Here is a 14,597-nt window from a genome sequence, read left to right on the forward strand (position 1 = left end):
TCAGCGGTCCTTCGGGTCCAGTGCGTCACGCAGACCATCGCCGATGAAGAACATCGTGATGATGATGGTGACGTAGAATGTCAGGGGGAACAGCAACTGCCACAGGGTTCCATAGCCCATGGTTCCGGCCCCTTCGGCAATCAGACGGCCGAGCGAGGTATAGGGCTCGGAAATCCCAAGACCCAGGAACGAGATGAAGCTTTCGACAAGGATCATCTCGGGCACCAGCAATGAGGCATAGACGATCACAACGCCCAGAAGGTTGGGCAGGATGTGGCGGTACATGATGGTGAACTCGCTGACTCCAGCGGCGCGGGCCGCCTCGATGAACTCGCGATTTTTCAGGGTCAATGTCTGCCCCCGCACGATCCGCGCCATGGTCAGCCACCCCACCGCGCCCAGTGCGATGAACAGCGTAAAGAACGACCGCCCGGCAATCACCAAGAGCAGGATGATGATCAGTGTGGTCGGGATCGCCAGCAGGATGTCGACAAAACGCATCATTACACCGTCTGTGCGCCCGCCAATATAGCCCGCGGCGATGCCGTAACATGTCCCGAAGATCAGCGCGGTTGCCGCCCCGATCAGGCCCACCAGCAGCGAGGTCGTGGTTGCCTGAATGACGCGGCTGTAGAGGTCGCGCCCCAGATCATCGACACCGAAATAGTGGCCGGTTTCGATCGACGGCATGCCCATGCCGCGCACGTCCCCCATGACATTCCAGTCGATTTCTTCATTGTTCCAGACAGCGAAGTAGGGGCCGATGATGGTGAACAGGATAATAAGACCCAGAATAAAGACGCTGGCCATCGCCGCCTTGTTGCGGACAAACCGGATGCGCGCGTCCTGCCAGAGCGAGCGCCCCTGAATAGCCGTGTAGTCGGTGACGTCCTCGGCCAAGTGGGCGGCTTTTTGTGATTTTCCAAGCATTGCCAGCCCCTCAGTAGCGGATTTTCGGATCGAACCAGGCATAGGCCAGGTCGGTCAGCAGGTTCACGATGACGGTCAGCGCGCCGTAAAGGATCGTGACCCCCAGCAGCACGGCATAGTCCCGTGACAGGGCTGAGCCGACATAGGCTTGCCCCAAACCGCCGGTCGAAAAGTAAATGTCAACAAAGACCGAGCCGGTCAGCACGTAAACAAACACCGGGCCCAGATAGGACACGACTGGCAGCAGTGTGGGTTTCAGCGCGTGACGCCAGATAATGGTCCGGGTCGGCAGGCCCTTGGCGCGTGCGGTGCGGATGAAGTTCGAATTGAGAACCTCCAACATCGAAGACCGCGTGATCCGAGCGATAGACCCCATGTAAGATGTGGCCAACGCAATAACTGGCATCACAAGATACTGCCACTGACCGCCGTTCCAGCCGCCACCGGGCAGCCATCCCAGCCACAGGGTGAAGGTCAGGATCAGGATCGGACCCATGATGAAGTTCGGCAGCGCCTGCGCCGCGATGCCCAGCCCAACGGCGAAATAGTCGATCCAGCTGTTGTGCTTGATCGCGGCGGCGATCCCCAGACCGACACCAATGGTCGTTGCGACCAGAAATGACAGCGAGCCATAGGTCAACGAGATCGGAAAGCCCTGGGCGATGATGTCATTCACGTCCCGGTCCTTGAATTTAAAGGACGGACCAAAGTCGAAGTGAAACACGATGTTGTACAGGTAGTCCCACAGCTGTTTCCACAACGGCTGGTCCAGCCCATAGCGCGCCTCGATATTGGCCAGAACCTGCGGTGGCAGCGGCCGTTCCGAGGTGAATGGCCCGCCGGGCGCGTAGTGCATCAAAAAGAAACAGGCGACGATCAGTAACAGGATCGTCGGAATCGCGACGAGCAATCGCCGCAAACTATAGGCAAGCATGTCATGCCCCCATCATTATTGGCCCTGCCCCGGACAAATCCGGGGCAGGGCGAGGTTCCATGACGATTACTCGGCGAGTTTATAGAGGTTTTTCGAGTACCAGTTCTGCTCGACGTTGTTCACCGGCCAGTTACCGACGTCGCTGTCCATCATGTAGACACCCGCATAGTGGTAGATCGGGATCACAGGGGTTTCCTGTGCAAGGATGCGCTCGACCTCGGTGTAGAGAGGCGCGGGGTCGTCTGCGGTTTTGGCTTGGGCCAACAGCTCGTCAACACGGGGGTTGGCGTATTTGCCGTCATTGTAGCCCGAGTCTGACTGCAACAGATCAAGGAAGGTGGACGCCTCGTTGTAGTCGCCACACCATGCACCGCGCGCCAGATCAAAGTTCTGGTTGCCGCGCTCTTCCAGGAACACTTTCCATTCCATGTTGGCCAGTTCGACCTGAACGCCCAGTTTCTGCTTCCACATCTGGCTCAGGGCCACGGCGACCTTCTTGTGATCTTCCGACGTGTTGTAGACCATCTCGAAGCTCAGCGGATTGTCCGGACCAAATCCTGCTTCGGCCAGAAGTTCCTTGGCCAACTCATCCCGCTCCCCTTGGCTCATCGATGGCATCTCAACGGTGGGAACGGTGAACCCTGCGGTCGCTTCGGGGGCAAATGTGTAGGCTTCTGGCTGACCACCGGCCATCACCTTTTCGGTGATGATCGCACGGTCTACGGCCAGCGAAAGCGCCTGACGTACGTTGGGATCTTTGAACGCTTCGGGACCACCTTCCGAGACATTGAACGTGTAATAGTAATTACACAGACGCGGGAAGCTGATTGCCTCCTCCGGGTGTTCCTGACGCAGGCGCGGGTACTGACCGGCCGGGATCTCGGTGCGGTCCAACTCTCCCGCAAGGTAACGGGTCAGAGCGACGTTTTCGTCGTTGATGACCAGCGCCACGACCTTTTCGATAATGGTATTGTCGTTATCCCAGTACATCTCGTTGCGTTCCCGAACCGAGCGTTCCTGCGGCAGGTGTTCGGTCAGAACATATGCGCCGTTCGAGACAATGTTCTCAGGTTTAGTCCAGGCATCGCCAAATTCCTCGATGACCTTTTGCGGAGCCGGAAACGTCGTGGAATGCGTTGTCATCTGGGGGAAGTAAGGCAGGGGCGCGCTCAGGCGCACTTCCAGCGTCTTGTCGTCGATGGCTTTGACGCCCAGCTCATCAACTGGCTTTTCGCCAGCGATGATCGCCGCGGCGTTCTCAATGGCCATCAGCTCCATGAACCACGCATAAGGCGAGGACAAGGCGGGATCGACGGCACGTTTCCAGGCGTATACGAAATCGCCTGCGGTAACCGGATCGCCGTTGGACCATTTGGCGTCACGCAACGTAAAGGTGTAAAGGTCTTTGGTGTCATTGGTCGTGTAGCCGGTGGCGACACCGGGAACAAGATTGCCGTCTTCGTCCTGATTCATCAGCCCTTCGAACAGATCGCGGACGATCTCTGCGCCGGTCACGTCTTCGACAATCTGTGGGTCGACCGAGGTGTGCTCATCGAGAACACGGTAGGTAAAGGTCTGGTCCTCTGCCAGCGCTTCGCCCGTTTCCGGGTGCGTAGAGGCGGCGAATGCGGCGCCTGCGATGATCGTTGAGGCCATCAGCCCCGCCAGTGAGGTTCGGATGTATCTGTTCATGATGTTTTCTCCCATTTCAGGTGCCGGGCCGCGCCTGTGATGCGCAACCTGCCCGGTTACCTTTTTGACATGGATCGGAATTCAGCCTTGAGCGAGAATGGCGATACGTGGTCGCAATGCGCACTGCGTCAATGCCTTCCGGTCTGTTGTCTGAACGTGAATGCGAAAGCTGTCTTTCACTGCGCCGGAACGTGGCATTATTTACGCAAAGGTTAAAGACTCAGCCCGGATTTATTCAACCAAGGGAGGAAAAGAACCAAACTGCGGGGGCTGCTGAAACATTATGACCGATCAGAGTGTCATTGCCGTATTTATGTTAGACCCCGCCCGCCCAAAGGTGTGTTGGCGGTTGAGCTATTGGTCACGATGTTTGTCGACCGGTGACCGGATAGAGCGAATCACCAAGCGCGGCGGGCGGGCTCGGAAATCTGCACTCGAAAGGAGACCGTGGCTACGGTGTCAGGGCGGACTTCATCCGTTTTTCGGGAAAGCAGGTGGGGTCGCGGCCGGTGGCTTCCTGCCAGCGTCCGATTGATCGGCGGGTTTTGAAGCCGGGCAGGCCATCGGCCCCGCCGACATCGTGACCTTGCTGTTCCAGCGCGCGCTGCATGGCAGCGATATCGGATCGGTACAAGTCGTCGACCTGACCCCAGCGCCCGCTGAAATCCCCAACGCCGTATTGGATGCGGTCCCCCACATGACCGACGAACAAGGCATACAGATCGCTTTTGTTGTATTCCTTTAGCACGTAGAAATTCGGTGTAACCAGAAAGGCCGGTCCGCTGCGGCCTGCGGGCATCATCAGATACCCTTCTCCGGCCATTTCATGCGGAGGGAACGGTTTGCCCGAGACGCGGGCGATACCCATGGCGGACCAGTCGCGAAAGGACCGCCCCTGATCCGGTCCCTCCAGGGCGCAGGACAGGGATTGCGGCACTGCCACTTCGAACCCCCAATCGCGTTCGGCGACCCATCCATGCCGTGCAAGGTAGTTGCCGATTGAAGCGATCGTGTCATCAGCCGACCCCCAGATATCAGACAGCCCATCGCCGTCGCCATCTGCCGCATAGACCAGAAAACTGGACGGCATGAATTGCGGTTGCCCCAAGGCCCCGGCCCAGCTGCTGTTCAGCACGCCGCCTTTTGCGTGACCTGCCTCGGCAATTTCGAGGGCAGCGACAAGTTCGGCTGCGAAGTATTCTGAACGGGTGCTCATGAAGCCTTTGGTTGCAAGAACCTCAAAGGCATTGTGCGGAATGGGCACCTGCCCATAGCCGCTTTCACGACCCCAGATGGCGAGAATGATACGCGCCGGCACCCCGGTGTCCGCCTCGACCCGTGCCAGCGTTGCGGCGTGGCGTTTGGCCATTTTGCGGCCGACCGACGTTGCGCCGCTCACGGACCCTGCGTTGAAGTAACGCCCTGGTGCACCGAACTCGGCCTGACGTTGTGCCTTTGGGGTCTTGGCGGTGCTGCCGGGCGGCACGAGGTCGGGCAAGTCCCAGTTTAGTGTCACGCCGGAAAATGCCCGATCCATCGTGGCGCGCGAAACGCCCCGGGACCGGGCCTGCGGCCAGATGGTGTTCTGCAGCCAGGTCTGAAACTGACGCTCGACTGCCGCGCGGTCCTGCGCGCCGGCGGCACTGGCCAGGGCTGCCAATGCGAAGAAAATCACAAGAAAAATACGCATCACCACGATGTCTGTCCCGGTCTGCGGCGCAAGTCAACTGAAAGCCGTTTGGTCTGCCACAGGGAAACCCGGCTGTAACCCAGGGTTGAGCCGCGATAGCAACGGGCCATCGCAAGCCGGGAAAAAGCCTTGAGAAAATCGCTGCCTTTGCGGATAGTTGGGCGAAACCAAGGGCAGGAGAGGACCGTCAGGTATGGCCACACTCAGAACGTCCCCCGCGCTGGCCGTCTTGTTGGCGGCATCTGCGGTTCTGATGGCCACGGCACAGGGGGCGGGGGCAAGCGACAGTTTCATGGACCCGCAAGGACCGATTGCGGCGGTTCAGAAAACGCACCTGATCCGGGCAACCGGGCTGATCCTGATCGCGGTCATCCCCGTGCTGGTGCTGGTTCCGCTCATTGCGCTGCGGTACCGCCGCCGAAAAGGGGCGGAGCAGCGTATCGCCCCGACTGGGATTTTTCCGCAAAGCTTGAGTTTCTTATGTGGGGCGTGCCGATGGTGATCGTTGCGCTCCTGTCGTATTACCTCTGGAAGTCCACGCACCGTCTCGACCCGTATTCCGCACCTTTTGGCGAGCAACCGGCGCTGCAGGTGCAGGTTGTCGGTCTGGATTGGAAATGGTTGTTTATCTACCCGGAACTTGGAATCGCCAGTGTGGGAGAGTTGGGCATTCCGATCAAGCAACAGGTCGCGATGACGCTCACGACCGATACGGTTATGCAGTCTTTCATGATCCCAGCGCTGGCCGGTCAGATCTATGCGATGCCGGGGATGACGACCCAGTTGCATCTGGTGGCGGACCGGCCCGAGCAAATGCAGGGCGAAAACACGCAATACAATGGGCGCGGTTTCACCAAGCAGAAATTTGAAACCGTTGCGATGGAGCTCCATGATTTCGACGCTTGGGTCGACAAGGTTCGAGCAAACGGTATCCTTTTGGACGCAACGACATATCAGACACTTGCCATGCGTACCGACCGAGATGAGGTTCAGGCGGCTCTGGGGACGCCCCAGATGCCGGATAACGCGCTCTATTTCAAATTGGATGAGGGCGATCTGTTCCACACCATCCTGCACCGGTATCACAGCGGCGAGCCTTTGCCCCTGAACCAGCAGCCTGGAACAACCGAATACGGGCAGGAGGCCAGCCAATGACGACCACCGAGTCCGGGTTCTTTGGCCGCCTCAACTGGGATGCCTTTCCTATCACTGGATTGATTCAGGACCCCAACACCAATGAGATTGTCGCCAATGCGGCGGCAGGCATTGTTATCGTCGGCGTTGTCGCGGTGGTGGGTTTGCTGACGTGGTTCCGGCTGTGGGGGCCGCTTTGGCGGGACTGGCTGACCAGCGCAGACCACAAGAAAATCGGTATCATGTATATCGTGTTTGCCATCGTGATGCTGGCGCGGGGTGTTCTCGAAGGTGTTGTGATGCGCGCCCAGCAGGCGGCCGGACCGGGCGATGGTTTTCTGGAGGCCGAGCATTTTGCCGAGCTGTTCAGCACCCACGGCACGATCATGATCTTTTTCGTGGCCGTGCCGTTTGTGTTCGGTCTGGCGAATTTCCTTGTGCCGCTGATGATCGGTGCGCGGGACGTGGCCTTTCCGGTTATGAACCAGATCAGTCTGGGTCTGACGGTCTCGGCGGGCATGATGCTGATGGTTTCGCTTGTCGTGGGTGAGTTTTCGACCGGCGGCTGGACGGCGTATCCGCCTTATACCGGCGCGGCTTTCAATCCGGGTGTGGGACCGGACTACTGGATCTGGGCCATCGTTGTCTCGGGGATCGGCACGACACTGACGGGCATCAATTTCGCGGTTACGATCTACAAATTGCGCGCACCGGGCATGAAGTTCATGCGGTTGCCGATGTATTGCTGGACGATCATCTGCAGCTCGATCCTGATTGTCTTTGCGATGCCGCCGTTGGGCGTCGCCGCCCTGTTGCTGGCCGCCGACAGGTATCTGGACTTTCATTTTTTCACCAACGATCTCGGCGGCAACATGATGAATTATGCCAACCTGTTCTGGTTGTTTGGCCACCCCGAAGTCTATCTGCTGGTTCTGCCCGCCTATGGGATTTATTCGGAAGTGTTCGCGACATTCTCGGCAAAACGTCTTTACGGCTATAACTCGCTGGTCATTGCCACCATGTCGATCGCCGTGCTGTCATTCACCGTTTGGCTGCACCATTTCTTCACCATGGGTCAAAGCGCGCTGATCAATGCGGTGTTTGGTATCGCCACCATGCTGATCGCCATTCCGACAGGGGTCAAAGTCTATGACTGGATGGCAACGCTGTGGCGTGGGCGCATCCGGTTCTCGGTTCCCATGCTGTATGGGCTGGCCTTTCTGCTGCTGTTTGTCATTGGCGGGCTCAGCGGTGTGATCCTGGCCAATCCCACCGTGGATTATCAGGTTCACAACACGCTGTTTCTGGTCGCGCATTTCCACAACGTGCTGCTGCCGGGTGTGCTGTTCGGGTTGCTGGCGGGCTATAATTACTGGTTCCCAAAGGCGTTTGGCTTCCGCCTGAACGACTTTTGGGGCCGCGTGACGGTGGTTTTGTGGACGGTTGGGTTTATGCTCACTTTCCTGCCTCTGTACTTTGTTGGCCTGATGGGGATGCCACGCCGGTCGTTCAGCTGGGAAGACCCCAGTTTTCATCCTTATATGATCATCGCGGTGATCGGGGCGCTGGTGATCCTGTCTGCGCTGCTGTCTGTTCTGGTCCAGCTTTGGGTCAGCATCCGGGATCGGGAAAAGACCCGCGTGCCCGTCGGGGACCCGTGGGATGCGCGCACATTGGAATGGTCGATCCCCGCCCCGCCGCCGCCATATAATTTCGCGATCATTCCCAATGTGACAGACCGCGACAACTTTGCGGCCGCCAAGGAACGCGGCGATGCGTATCCCAAACCGGAAGCGTATGAAGACATCTATATGCCGCGTAACACCGGTATCGGGTTTATCCTGTGCGTGCTCAGCGGCGTCTGGATGTTTGCGCTGGTCTGGTGGATCTGGTGGCTTGCAGCGCTGGTGACCGTCCTGATCATCCTGTCGATCATTGTCTGGAGCTTTGACACCAGCACCGAAATTGTTATCCCGGCCGAAGAGGTGCGCAAAGAGCACGAGGCATGGCTGACGCTGGTGCAAAACTCGACTGCGGTAGATCGTGACCATGAAACCGCCCCGGAAAACCGCGGACTGGCCCGGCCCGATCTGGAGGCGGTGACATGAAACGCGCACCGACGCACAGCTATCCCGGCATAAACCTTGGCGAACGTCACGCGAGTGCCCACAAGGCCACCGAGGTCGTGACCTTTGGTTTCTGGGTCTTTCTGATGAGCGATCTGGTCTATTTCGGCCTGATGTTTGCTGTCTACATCACCATGATTGATGCGCAAGCCGGTGGACCCGGCCCGCACGAGTTGTTCGACCTGAGAAGCATCTTTGCCCAGACCATGATCCTGTTGACCAGCAGCCTGACGGTTGGTCTGGCTATGCTGGCGCTGAAGTACAATCTGCCCCGGGCACGCATTGTTCTTTGGTTCGGTGTGACCCTTGTGCTGGGTATCAGCTTTCTGGTTCTGGAAATCCGCGATTTCATGGCGATGGCCGAAAAAGGCGGGGTGCCGCAACGCAGCGGGTTCCTGTCGGCTTTTTACGGTCTGGTTCCCTTGCACGGCCTGCATGTCGCGGCGGGATGTGTGTGGTTGATCGTTTTGGGTATTCAATTGCGCGTCATGGGACTGACCGATCTGGTGATGTCGCGCGTCGTGCGCCTGGCGTTGTTCTGGCATTTTCTCGATCTCATCTGGATCGGCATTATCACAATCGTTTACTTCGGGGGGCTCACCTATGGATAAACGCTCCGAGATGCACCGCCGTGAACGCCGCCGCTATGTCATAGGCTATGGAGGCTCGCTGCTTTTGACGCTGGCGGTGTTTGCAATTGCCTACCATTTTGGCATCGAAACCCGGGGGGTCTATCTGACCATCGGACTGCTGGGGTTGGCTCAGCTGATCGTGCAGCTGGTTTACTTTCTGCATATCGACCGGCGCCGCAGCAGTCGGGAGGATCTGGACCTGATCCTATTCTCAACCCTGGTTTTGTTGATCATTATTCTCGGAACGGTTTGGATTCTGGGCAATCTGGCAGTGCGTATGCACATGCACGCTATGTAGGAAGTCTGCCCCAAGGACAAAAAGGACACGCGTATGAAATCCCTGAAGGTCATCGCGGTTTTTGTGATGCTGGGTGCCATCGCCGCAGGTTTGGTCCTGTACTGGCGGCATGACGAGCGATACCCGTCGACCAAGGACGCTTATGTTGGGGCGAACATAATATACGTTGCGGCACAGGTGACCGGACAGGTGGCAGAGGTGCACGTGACCGAAAACCAGTCGGTTAAGTCCGGCGATCTGTTGTTTACGATTGACGATACACAGTTCAAGGCGGCGTTTGACCAGTCTACGGCCGATCTGGAAGGTGCAAAGGCAGAGGCAAAGTCTTTTGCCACACAGATCGCGGCGGCAGAGGCGACGGTAGAAAGCGCGCAATCGTCCTACGATACGGCGGAAAAGGCGCTGGATCGGGCCAAAGTTCTATTTTCGACGGGTGATGTTGCACAGGCTTCTTTGGATCAGACAACTTCGGACTTTGCCCAAGCCTCGGCGCGGTTGACCGCCAGTCAATCAGCTCTGTTGGCGCTGCAAAACATCCTGGCGGAAAAGCAGGACGGCGTCTTGTCGGCGCGTGCGCAGTTGGAAATTGATAAGGCCAATCTTGCATGGACCAAAGTCTACGCAACTGCGGATGGGTGGATTGCCAATCTGACCCTGAGACCGGGATCCACGGTCTCAGAAAACCTGTCACAGTTTTCGATTATTGAGGCTGCGGATTGGTGGGTCGATGCCAATTTCAAAGAAACCTCTCTTCCGCGTATCCGCCCGGGGCAGCCGGTGACCGTAAAAGTCGACATGCTGCCGGGCATGACACTGACGGGCAAAGTTGCCTCGATCGGGCGCGGGTCCGGCGACACGTTCTCATTGTTGCCGTCCGAGAACTCCAGCGGAAACTGGGTTAAGGTCACGCGTCGGTTCCCGATCAGAATTGAACTTGATCCGACTGACGCACCGCTACGAGTCGGCGGCAGCAGTATGGTCGTGGTTGACACCACCACCCCTGCAATGGGTCAATGACCGCGACAGCAGCCAGCCATGTCAATCCGGTGATCGTTGTCGCCGTGGTCTGTAGCGCCATTCTGGAAGTGCTCGACAGTACGATTGTCAACGTGGCCTTGCCGCATATTCAGGCGGCCTTTGGGGCGACGACGGATCAAGCCACGTGGATTCTGACCAGCTACATCGTCTCGGCGGTTGTCGTCATGCCACTTACCGGGTTCGTCGCCAGGTGGATCGGGCGACGTCGGTTGATCCTGACGGCGATAACCGGCTTTGCCTCGATGTCAGTCTTGTGTGGCTTGTCCTGGAGCCTAGAGACCATGGTCGCGTTCCGTCTGGCGCAGGGCATGTTCGGCGCTTTTTTGATCCCGTTGTCGCAGTCCATTCTGTTCGACTCTTTTCCGCGCGAGCGGCGCGGGCAGGCAATGGCGGTTTTCGGTCTAGGTGTTGTTGTGGCGCCTGTTCTGGGCCCCACAGTAGGGGCGATCCTGACCGAGTATTTTTCATGGCGGATGGTCTTCTTTGTAAATCTTCCGATCGCCGCGATGGCGCTGCTGTTGCTGGCCGGGGAACTGCCGGAGGATGAAACCGAAGACGTCAGGATCGACTGGAAAGGCCTCGCCTTGCTGGCCATCGGCATTGGGTGCCTGCAGTTCGTTCTGGATCAGGGCGAAACCAAGGACTGGCTGTCGTCCCGCGTCATACAGGTGGCGGTGATCGCATCCGTCCTGGGCGCGCTTGGTTTCATTTATCATGCGCTGATATCGAAAACGTCGGTGGTTGATCTTCGCCTGTTTGCGGATCGCAACTTTGCCCTGTGCAACCTGATCATCGCGGGCTTTGCGATTTCCCTGTTCGGAGGTATCGCCATCTTGCCGACCTTTGTGCAGAATCTGCTGGACTATCCGGTCATCGACTCGGGTCATTTGTTCATCCCCCGCGGCATCACGGCTGGCCTGTCCATGGTGGTGACCGGCGCTGTGCTGGTCGGCCGGTTCGATCCTCGCATCCTTGCTGGCGCCGGCTTGTTGCTCACTGCGGTCGGGAATTTCATGCTGGGCGGGCTGAACCTGAACGCAGGCTTCTGGCAGGTGGCCTGGCCCGGTGCCGTCAGCGGTCTGGGTATGGGGCTGGTGTTTGTGCCAATGTCAATTTTGGCCTTCGAAAGCATCAGCAAAACCCGGCAGGATGAGGCGTCGGGGCTGTTCAATGTCACCCGCCAGCTCGGATCATCGGTCGGCATCTCGCTGGTCGGCACGTGGGTGGTGCGCGGATTGCAGACAAACACGGCGGTGTTGAGCCAGAATGTCACGCCCTATAACCCGGCGGCACAGGCCTATTTACAGCCGCTTGGTTTGACACCGGACAGTGCAGAGGGTGCGGCCATTCTGGGGCAGGAGATCGCGCGTCAGGCCGAAATGATCTCGTATCTGACCGTGTTCAACAATCTCGGGCTCCTAGCTCTGGCGACGATCCCTTTGTTGTTTTTCTGCCGCGCGCCGAAACCGGGTACACAAGCCACGGTCCAGGCCCATTAACCGGTCAGGATCAGCCCCAGCCACAGGGCCAGCCAGCACAGCACAAGGCTGATCAGGATGTTTCCGGCGGCCAAAACAAGCGTCCGCTCACGCCTCAGCTCCAGCGTTTGATAGGCAAAACTGGAAAAGGTGGTAAAGCCACCGCAGAACCCGAAAACCAAACGCTTTTCCTCTTCACCCATCTCAACCGGTCCACCGAGGAACCCAATCCAAAGCCCCAGTAGCAAGCTGCCCAGCACGTTCACGATCAGGGTGGACAGCGGCAGGTCGTGGTTGACCCGCAGCGCAAGCCAATGACGCAATACTGCGCCCAAACCGCCGCCCAATCCAAACATCGCATGCAGAAAGAGGTCGGTCATTCGGAACGCCTCGCACGCTGAAAGCGGCGCCCCAAGGCTTCACCCAATACGGCTGTTGCAAGGCCAATGACGATCTCGAATCCCGCAGCTGCGGGCACGGTCCAGAGATTGGTTTCTGCCAGCCGTTCCAGCTCTGCCACAAAAGACGAAAAGGTGGACAGACCGCCACAAAACCCAGCAGCACCAAGATGCAGGACATGGGCGTGCACCCTGTGGCGAATGGAATAGAGCCAGCCCAGAATGAAACAGGCGACGACGTTGATGCCGAAAGTTGATGTCAAAAAGGGCGCGCCGGGTATGGTCAGCGAAAACGCCTCACGCAGCAGCGACCCTGCAGCACCGCCAACAAACACGGCCGCGAACATCAGGATATGCCCCCGGACTGCTGGTCGTGTTTTCTGTTCCGTCACGTATCCGGCCCGTTTTGCTGTCTTATGGCCTTACAGGCTGACCTGACCCGGATCAACCGGGGCCAAACCCCGAACGGCGCTTCACAAATGCGTCTGTTCAGGCGCATGCGGGCACAAATGCTTGCAATTAAAAGCCAAACTGTTCCACGTTTGAACAAGTCGGCGCGACTTGGGCGCAGGGATGAATCAAGGTCGCGTTCCACATTGGCGCCACCCAGAGGGATCAGGAATGGTTGTACGCAGACTCTATTATTTTATCAGCTATGTGTGTCTGCCCTTGGTGGTGGTGCTGGGCTTTTACTGGCCGCCAGCCCATTGGTTCCTTGTTGTTCTCGTGCCTTATGCGGTCGTCGGCCTCTATGATATGCTCACCACCAAGCACAACGTTCTGAACAACTATCCGGTTCTGGGGCATTTCCGCTACATGCTGGAGTTTGTCAGTCCGGAAATACGCCAATACTTCGTAGAAACCAACGAAAGCGGACGGCCCTATAACCGGATCATCCGGGCGCTGGTCTATTCGCGCGCCAAGGGTCAGGTGGATACCCAGGCCTTTGGCACCCAATACGACATCATGACGGTGGGGTATCACCGGGCCAACCACTCGCTGGCCCCCAAAGAGGTTCCAGAAAGCGAAGAGCGTATCATGCTGGGCGGTCCGCAATGTGAAAAACCCTATAGTGCGTCCCGCCTGAATGTCTCGGCGATGAGTTTCGGCGCGCTCAGTGCAAACGCAATCCGCGCCCTGAACGGCGGTGCCAAGGACGGCGGCTTTGCCCATAACACTGGCGAGGGCGGGTTGTCGCCGCATCACCTGGCCGAGGGCGGTGACATCATCTGGCAAATCGGAACCGGTTATTTTGGATGTCGGACCCCTGAGGGCGGGTTTGACAAAGATGCGTTTGCCGAAAAAGCCAAAAAGGACGTCGTAAAGGCAATCGAAATCAAACTGTCCCAGGGGGCGAAACCTTCGCATGGGGGCGTTCTGCCCGCCGCGAAGGTCGACAAAGAGATCGCCGAGATCCGGGGCGTGCCCGAGCATCAGGATGTGATTTCTCCTCCAATTCACTCCGCTTTCGACGGCCCGACCGGGTTGATGCAATTCGTACAGCACTTGCGCGAGATGTCCGGCGGCAAACCCATCGGGTTCAAATTGTGTATCGGCAACCGGTCTGAGTTTCTTGCGATCTGCAAAGCGATGTTGGAAACCGACATCCTTCCGGATTTTATCACCATTGATGGGGCCGAGGGTGGCACAGGCGCGGCGCCCGTGGAGTTTACAAACCGTCTGGGCATGCCACTGAACGAGGCCCTGATCTTTGTGAACAACTGCCTGCGCGGCGTCGGGCTTCGCGACAAAATCCGGATTATCTGTTCTGGCAAGGTGGCGACCGGCTACGACATGGTCGAAAAGTTCGCGCTAGGGGCGGATATGTGTAACGCAGCCCGGGCGATGATGTTTGCGGTAGGCTGCATTCAAGCCTTGCACTGCAACACGAACCGCTGTCCGTCCGGTGTGGCGACGCAGGACCCGATCCGAGGACGTGCAGTGAATGTCCCGCAGAAACGCCAGCGGGTGCACCGTTTTCACGATGCGACGCTGGAAAGCTTTCGTGAGCTCCTTGGCGCGATGGGCAAAGAGACGGTTTCGGAGTTGCGTCCGGGTGATATCCGCCGCCGCACAGCAGATGAGCGCGAGCGTTCCTATGCGGAGCTTTATACGTTTATCGACGAGGGCGCTTTGCTGACAGATGCGATCCCGCAGGAGTTCGCCGACGATTGGACCCGCGCCTCAGCCACCCATTTCTGATTTTTTGGCCAGGCTGCCAAGGATTGACCTTTTCCATCCGTCTTA

At 58.2% G+C, this 14,597-nt stretch carries 14 protein-coding genes; 8 read left to right on the plus strand and 6 right to left on the minus strand.

All coding sequences use genetic code 11. From position 1 onward, the window contains the following. From ACR3ES_RS03475 to ACR3ES_RS03490, 4 genes are all read right to left on the minus strand, one after another. Positions 1 to 930 carry an ABC transporter permease subunit gene (locus tag ACR3ES_RS03475; protein ID WP_170431318.1) on the minus strand — a complete coding sequence of 310 codons (930 nt, stop codon included), beginning with the start codon at positions 928 to 930 and terminating at the stop codon, positions 1 to 3. Positions 931 to 940: 10 nt separating this feature from the next. Next, entirely contained in the window at positions 941 to 1,864 is a 924-nt protein-coding gene (gene oppB, locus ACR3ES_RS03480) for an oligopeptide ABC transporter permease OppB (RefSeq protein WP_170431316.1), read from the minus strand. Between the two features lie 66 nt (positions 1,865 to 1,930). Beyond that, on the minus strand, positions 1,931 to 3,556 hold the full coding sequence (locus ACR3ES_RS03485; protein ID WP_480424803.1) for a peptide ABC transporter substrate-binding protein: 1,626 nt from the start codon (positions 3,554 to 3,556) through the stop codon (positions 1,931 to 1,933). 451 nt (positions 3,557 to 4,007) lie between these two features. Beyond that, positions 4,008 to 5,246, minus strand: coding sequence for a lytic murein transglycosylase (locus ACR3ES_RS03490; protein WP_170431312.1), 1,239 nt, complete (start codon positions 5,244 to 5,246; stop codon positions 4,008 to 4,010). A 193-nt stretch (positions 5,247 to 5,439) separates the two neighbouring features. On the opposite strand from ACR3ES_RS03490, the gene ACR3ES_RS03495 reads away from it, so the two are divergent. Genes ACR3ES_RS03495 through ACR3ES_RS03525 form a run of 7 tightly spaced genes read left to right on the plus strand, consistent with a single transcriptional unit; the run spans position 5,440 to position 11,973 of the window. Then, positions 5,440 to 5,748, plus strand: coding sequence for a hypothetical protein (locus ACR3ES_RS03495; RefSeq protein ID WP_480634685.1), 309 nt, complete (start codon positions 5,440 to 5,442; stop codon positions 5,746 to 5,748). Then, positions 5,742 to 6,401 (plus strand): cytochrome ubiquinol oxidase subunit II, encoded by a 660-nt coding sequence (locus tag ACR3ES_RS03500; RefSeq protein ID WP_480634686.1) that lies wholly within the window; start codon positions 5,742 to 5,744, stop codon positions 6,399 to 6,401. The genes ACR3ES_RS03495 and ACR3ES_RS03500 overlap by 7 nt, the downstream gene beginning before the upstream one ends. Continuing rightward, complete coding sequence (locus ACR3ES_RS03505) at positions 6,398 to 8,488, plus strand: cbb3-type cytochrome c oxidase subunit I (protein ID WP_480424806.1); 2,091 nt, start codon at positions 6,398 to 6,400, stop codon at positions 8,486 to 8,488. Before ACR3ES_RS03500 ends, ACR3ES_RS03505 begins: the two co-directional genes overlap by 4 nt. Further along, positions 8,485 to 9,117, plus strand: a complete 633-nt coding sequence (locus ACR3ES_RS03510) for a cytochrome c oxidase subunit 3 (protein ID WP_170431306.1) — start codon at positions 8,485 to 8,487, stop codon at positions 9,115 to 9,117. Before ACR3ES_RS03505 ends, ACR3ES_RS03510 begins: the two co-directional genes overlap by 4 nt. Continuing rightward, the gene (locus tag ACR3ES_RS03515; RefSeq protein WP_480424807.1) at positions 9,110 to 9,436 is read left to right on the plus strand and encodes a cytochrome o ubiquinol oxidase subunit IV; all 327 of its coding nucleotides are present in this window, start codon (positions 9,110 to 9,112) and stop codon (positions 9,434 to 9,436) included. Before ACR3ES_RS03510 ends, ACR3ES_RS03515 begins: the two co-directional genes overlap by 8 nt. Before the next feature lie 33 nt (positions 9,437 to 9,469). Next, on the plus strand, positions 9,470 to 10,453 hold the full coding sequence (locus ACR3ES_RS03520) for an HlyD family secretion protein (protein ID WP_170431304.1): 984 nt from the start codon (positions 9,470 to 9,472) through the stop codon (positions 10,451 to 10,453). Next, on the plus strand, positions 10,450 to 11,973 hold the full coding sequence (locus tag ACR3ES_RS03525; protein ID WP_170431302.1) for a DHA2 family efflux MFS transporter permease subunit: 1,524 nt from the start codon (positions 10,450 to 10,452) through the stop codon (positions 11,971 to 11,973). Before ACR3ES_RS03520 ends, ACR3ES_RS03525 begins: the two co-directional genes overlap by 4 nt. Here the strand turns inward: ACR3ES_RS03525 and crcB are convergent. Beyond that, positions 11,970 to 12,332, minus strand: coding sequence for a fluoride efflux transporter CrcB (gene crcB / locus ACR3ES_RS03530; RefSeq protein ID WP_170431300.1), 363 nt, complete (start codon positions 12,330 to 12,332; stop codon positions 11,970 to 11,972). The two genes, ACR3ES_RS03525 and crcB, sit on opposite strands and share 4 nt — an antisense overlap. Continuing rightward, positions 12,329 to 12,742 carry a fluoride efflux transporter FluC gene (locus ACR3ES_RS03535; RefSeq protein ID WP_480424809.1) on the minus strand — a complete coding sequence of 138 codons (414 nt, stop codon included), beginning with the start codon at positions 12,740 to 12,742 and terminating at the stop codon, positions 12,329 to 12,331. Before ACR3ES_RS03535 ends, crcB begins: the two co-directional genes overlap by 4 nt. 229 nt (positions 12,743 to 12,971) lie before the next feature. On the opposite strand from ACR3ES_RS03535, the gene ACR3ES_RS03540 reads away from it, so the two are divergent. Further along, positions 12,972 to 14,552, plus strand: a complete 1,581-nt coding sequence (locus ACR3ES_RS03540; protein WP_170431298.1) for an FMN-binding glutamate synthase family protein — start codon at positions 12,972 to 12,974, stop codon at positions 14,550 to 14,552. The last annotated feature ends 45 nt before the right edge of the window (positions 14,553 to 14,597 follow it).

It is taken from the genome of Ruegeria sp. B1 (assembly GCF_056535885.1).

Coding starts and splice junctions, on each gene's coding strand:
- ACR3ES_RS03475 (WP_170431318.1), bottom strand. CDS start 930: ATGCTTGGAAAATCACAAAAAGCCGCCCACTTGGCCGAGGACGTCACC.
- oppB (WP_170431316.1), bottom strand. CDS start 1,864: ATGCTTGCCTATAGTTTGCGGCGATTGCTCGTCGCGATTCCGACGATC.
- ACR3ES_RS03485 (WP_480424803.1), bottom strand. CDS start 3,556: ATGAACAGATACATCCGAACCTCACTGGCGGGGCTGATGGCCTCAACG.
- ACR3ES_RS03490 (WP_170431312.1), bottom strand. CDS start 5,246: ATGCGTATTTTTCTTGTGATTTTCTTCGCATTGGCAGCCCTGGCCAGT.
- ACR3ES_RS03495 (WP_480634685.1), top strand. CDS start 5,440: ATGGCCACACTCAGAACGTCCCCCGCGCTGGCCGTCTTGTTGGCGGCA.
- ACR3ES_RS03500 (WP_480634686.1), top strand. CDS start 5,742: ATGGTGATCGTTGCGCTCCTGTCGTATTACCTCTGGAAGTCCACGCAC.
- ACR3ES_RS03505 (WP_480424806.1), top strand. CDS start 6,398: ATGACGACCACCGAGTCCGGGTTCTTTGGCCGCCTCAACTGGGATGCC.
- ACR3ES_RS03510 (WP_170431306.1), top strand. CDS start 8,485: ATGAAACGCGCACCGACGCACAGCTATCCCGGCATAAACCTTGGCGAA.
- ACR3ES_RS03515 (WP_480424807.1), top strand. CDS start 9,110: ATGGATAAACGCTCCGAGATGCACCGCCGTGAACGCCGCCGCTATGTC.
- ACR3ES_RS03520 (WP_170431304.1), top strand. CDS start 9,470: ATGAAATCCCTGAAGGTCATCGCGGTTTTTGTGATGCTGGGTGCCATC.
- ACR3ES_RS03525 (WP_170431302.1), top strand. CDS start 10,450: ATGACCGCGACAGCAGCCAGCCATGTCAATCCGGTGATCGTTGTCGCC.
- crcB (WP_170431300.1), bottom strand. CDS start 12,332: ATGACCGACCTCTTTCTGCATGCGATGTTTGGATTGGGCGGCGGTTTG.
- ACR3ES_RS03540 (WP_170431298.1), top strand. CDS start 12,972: ATGGTTGTACGCAGACTCTATTATTTTATCAGCTATGTGTGTCTGCCC.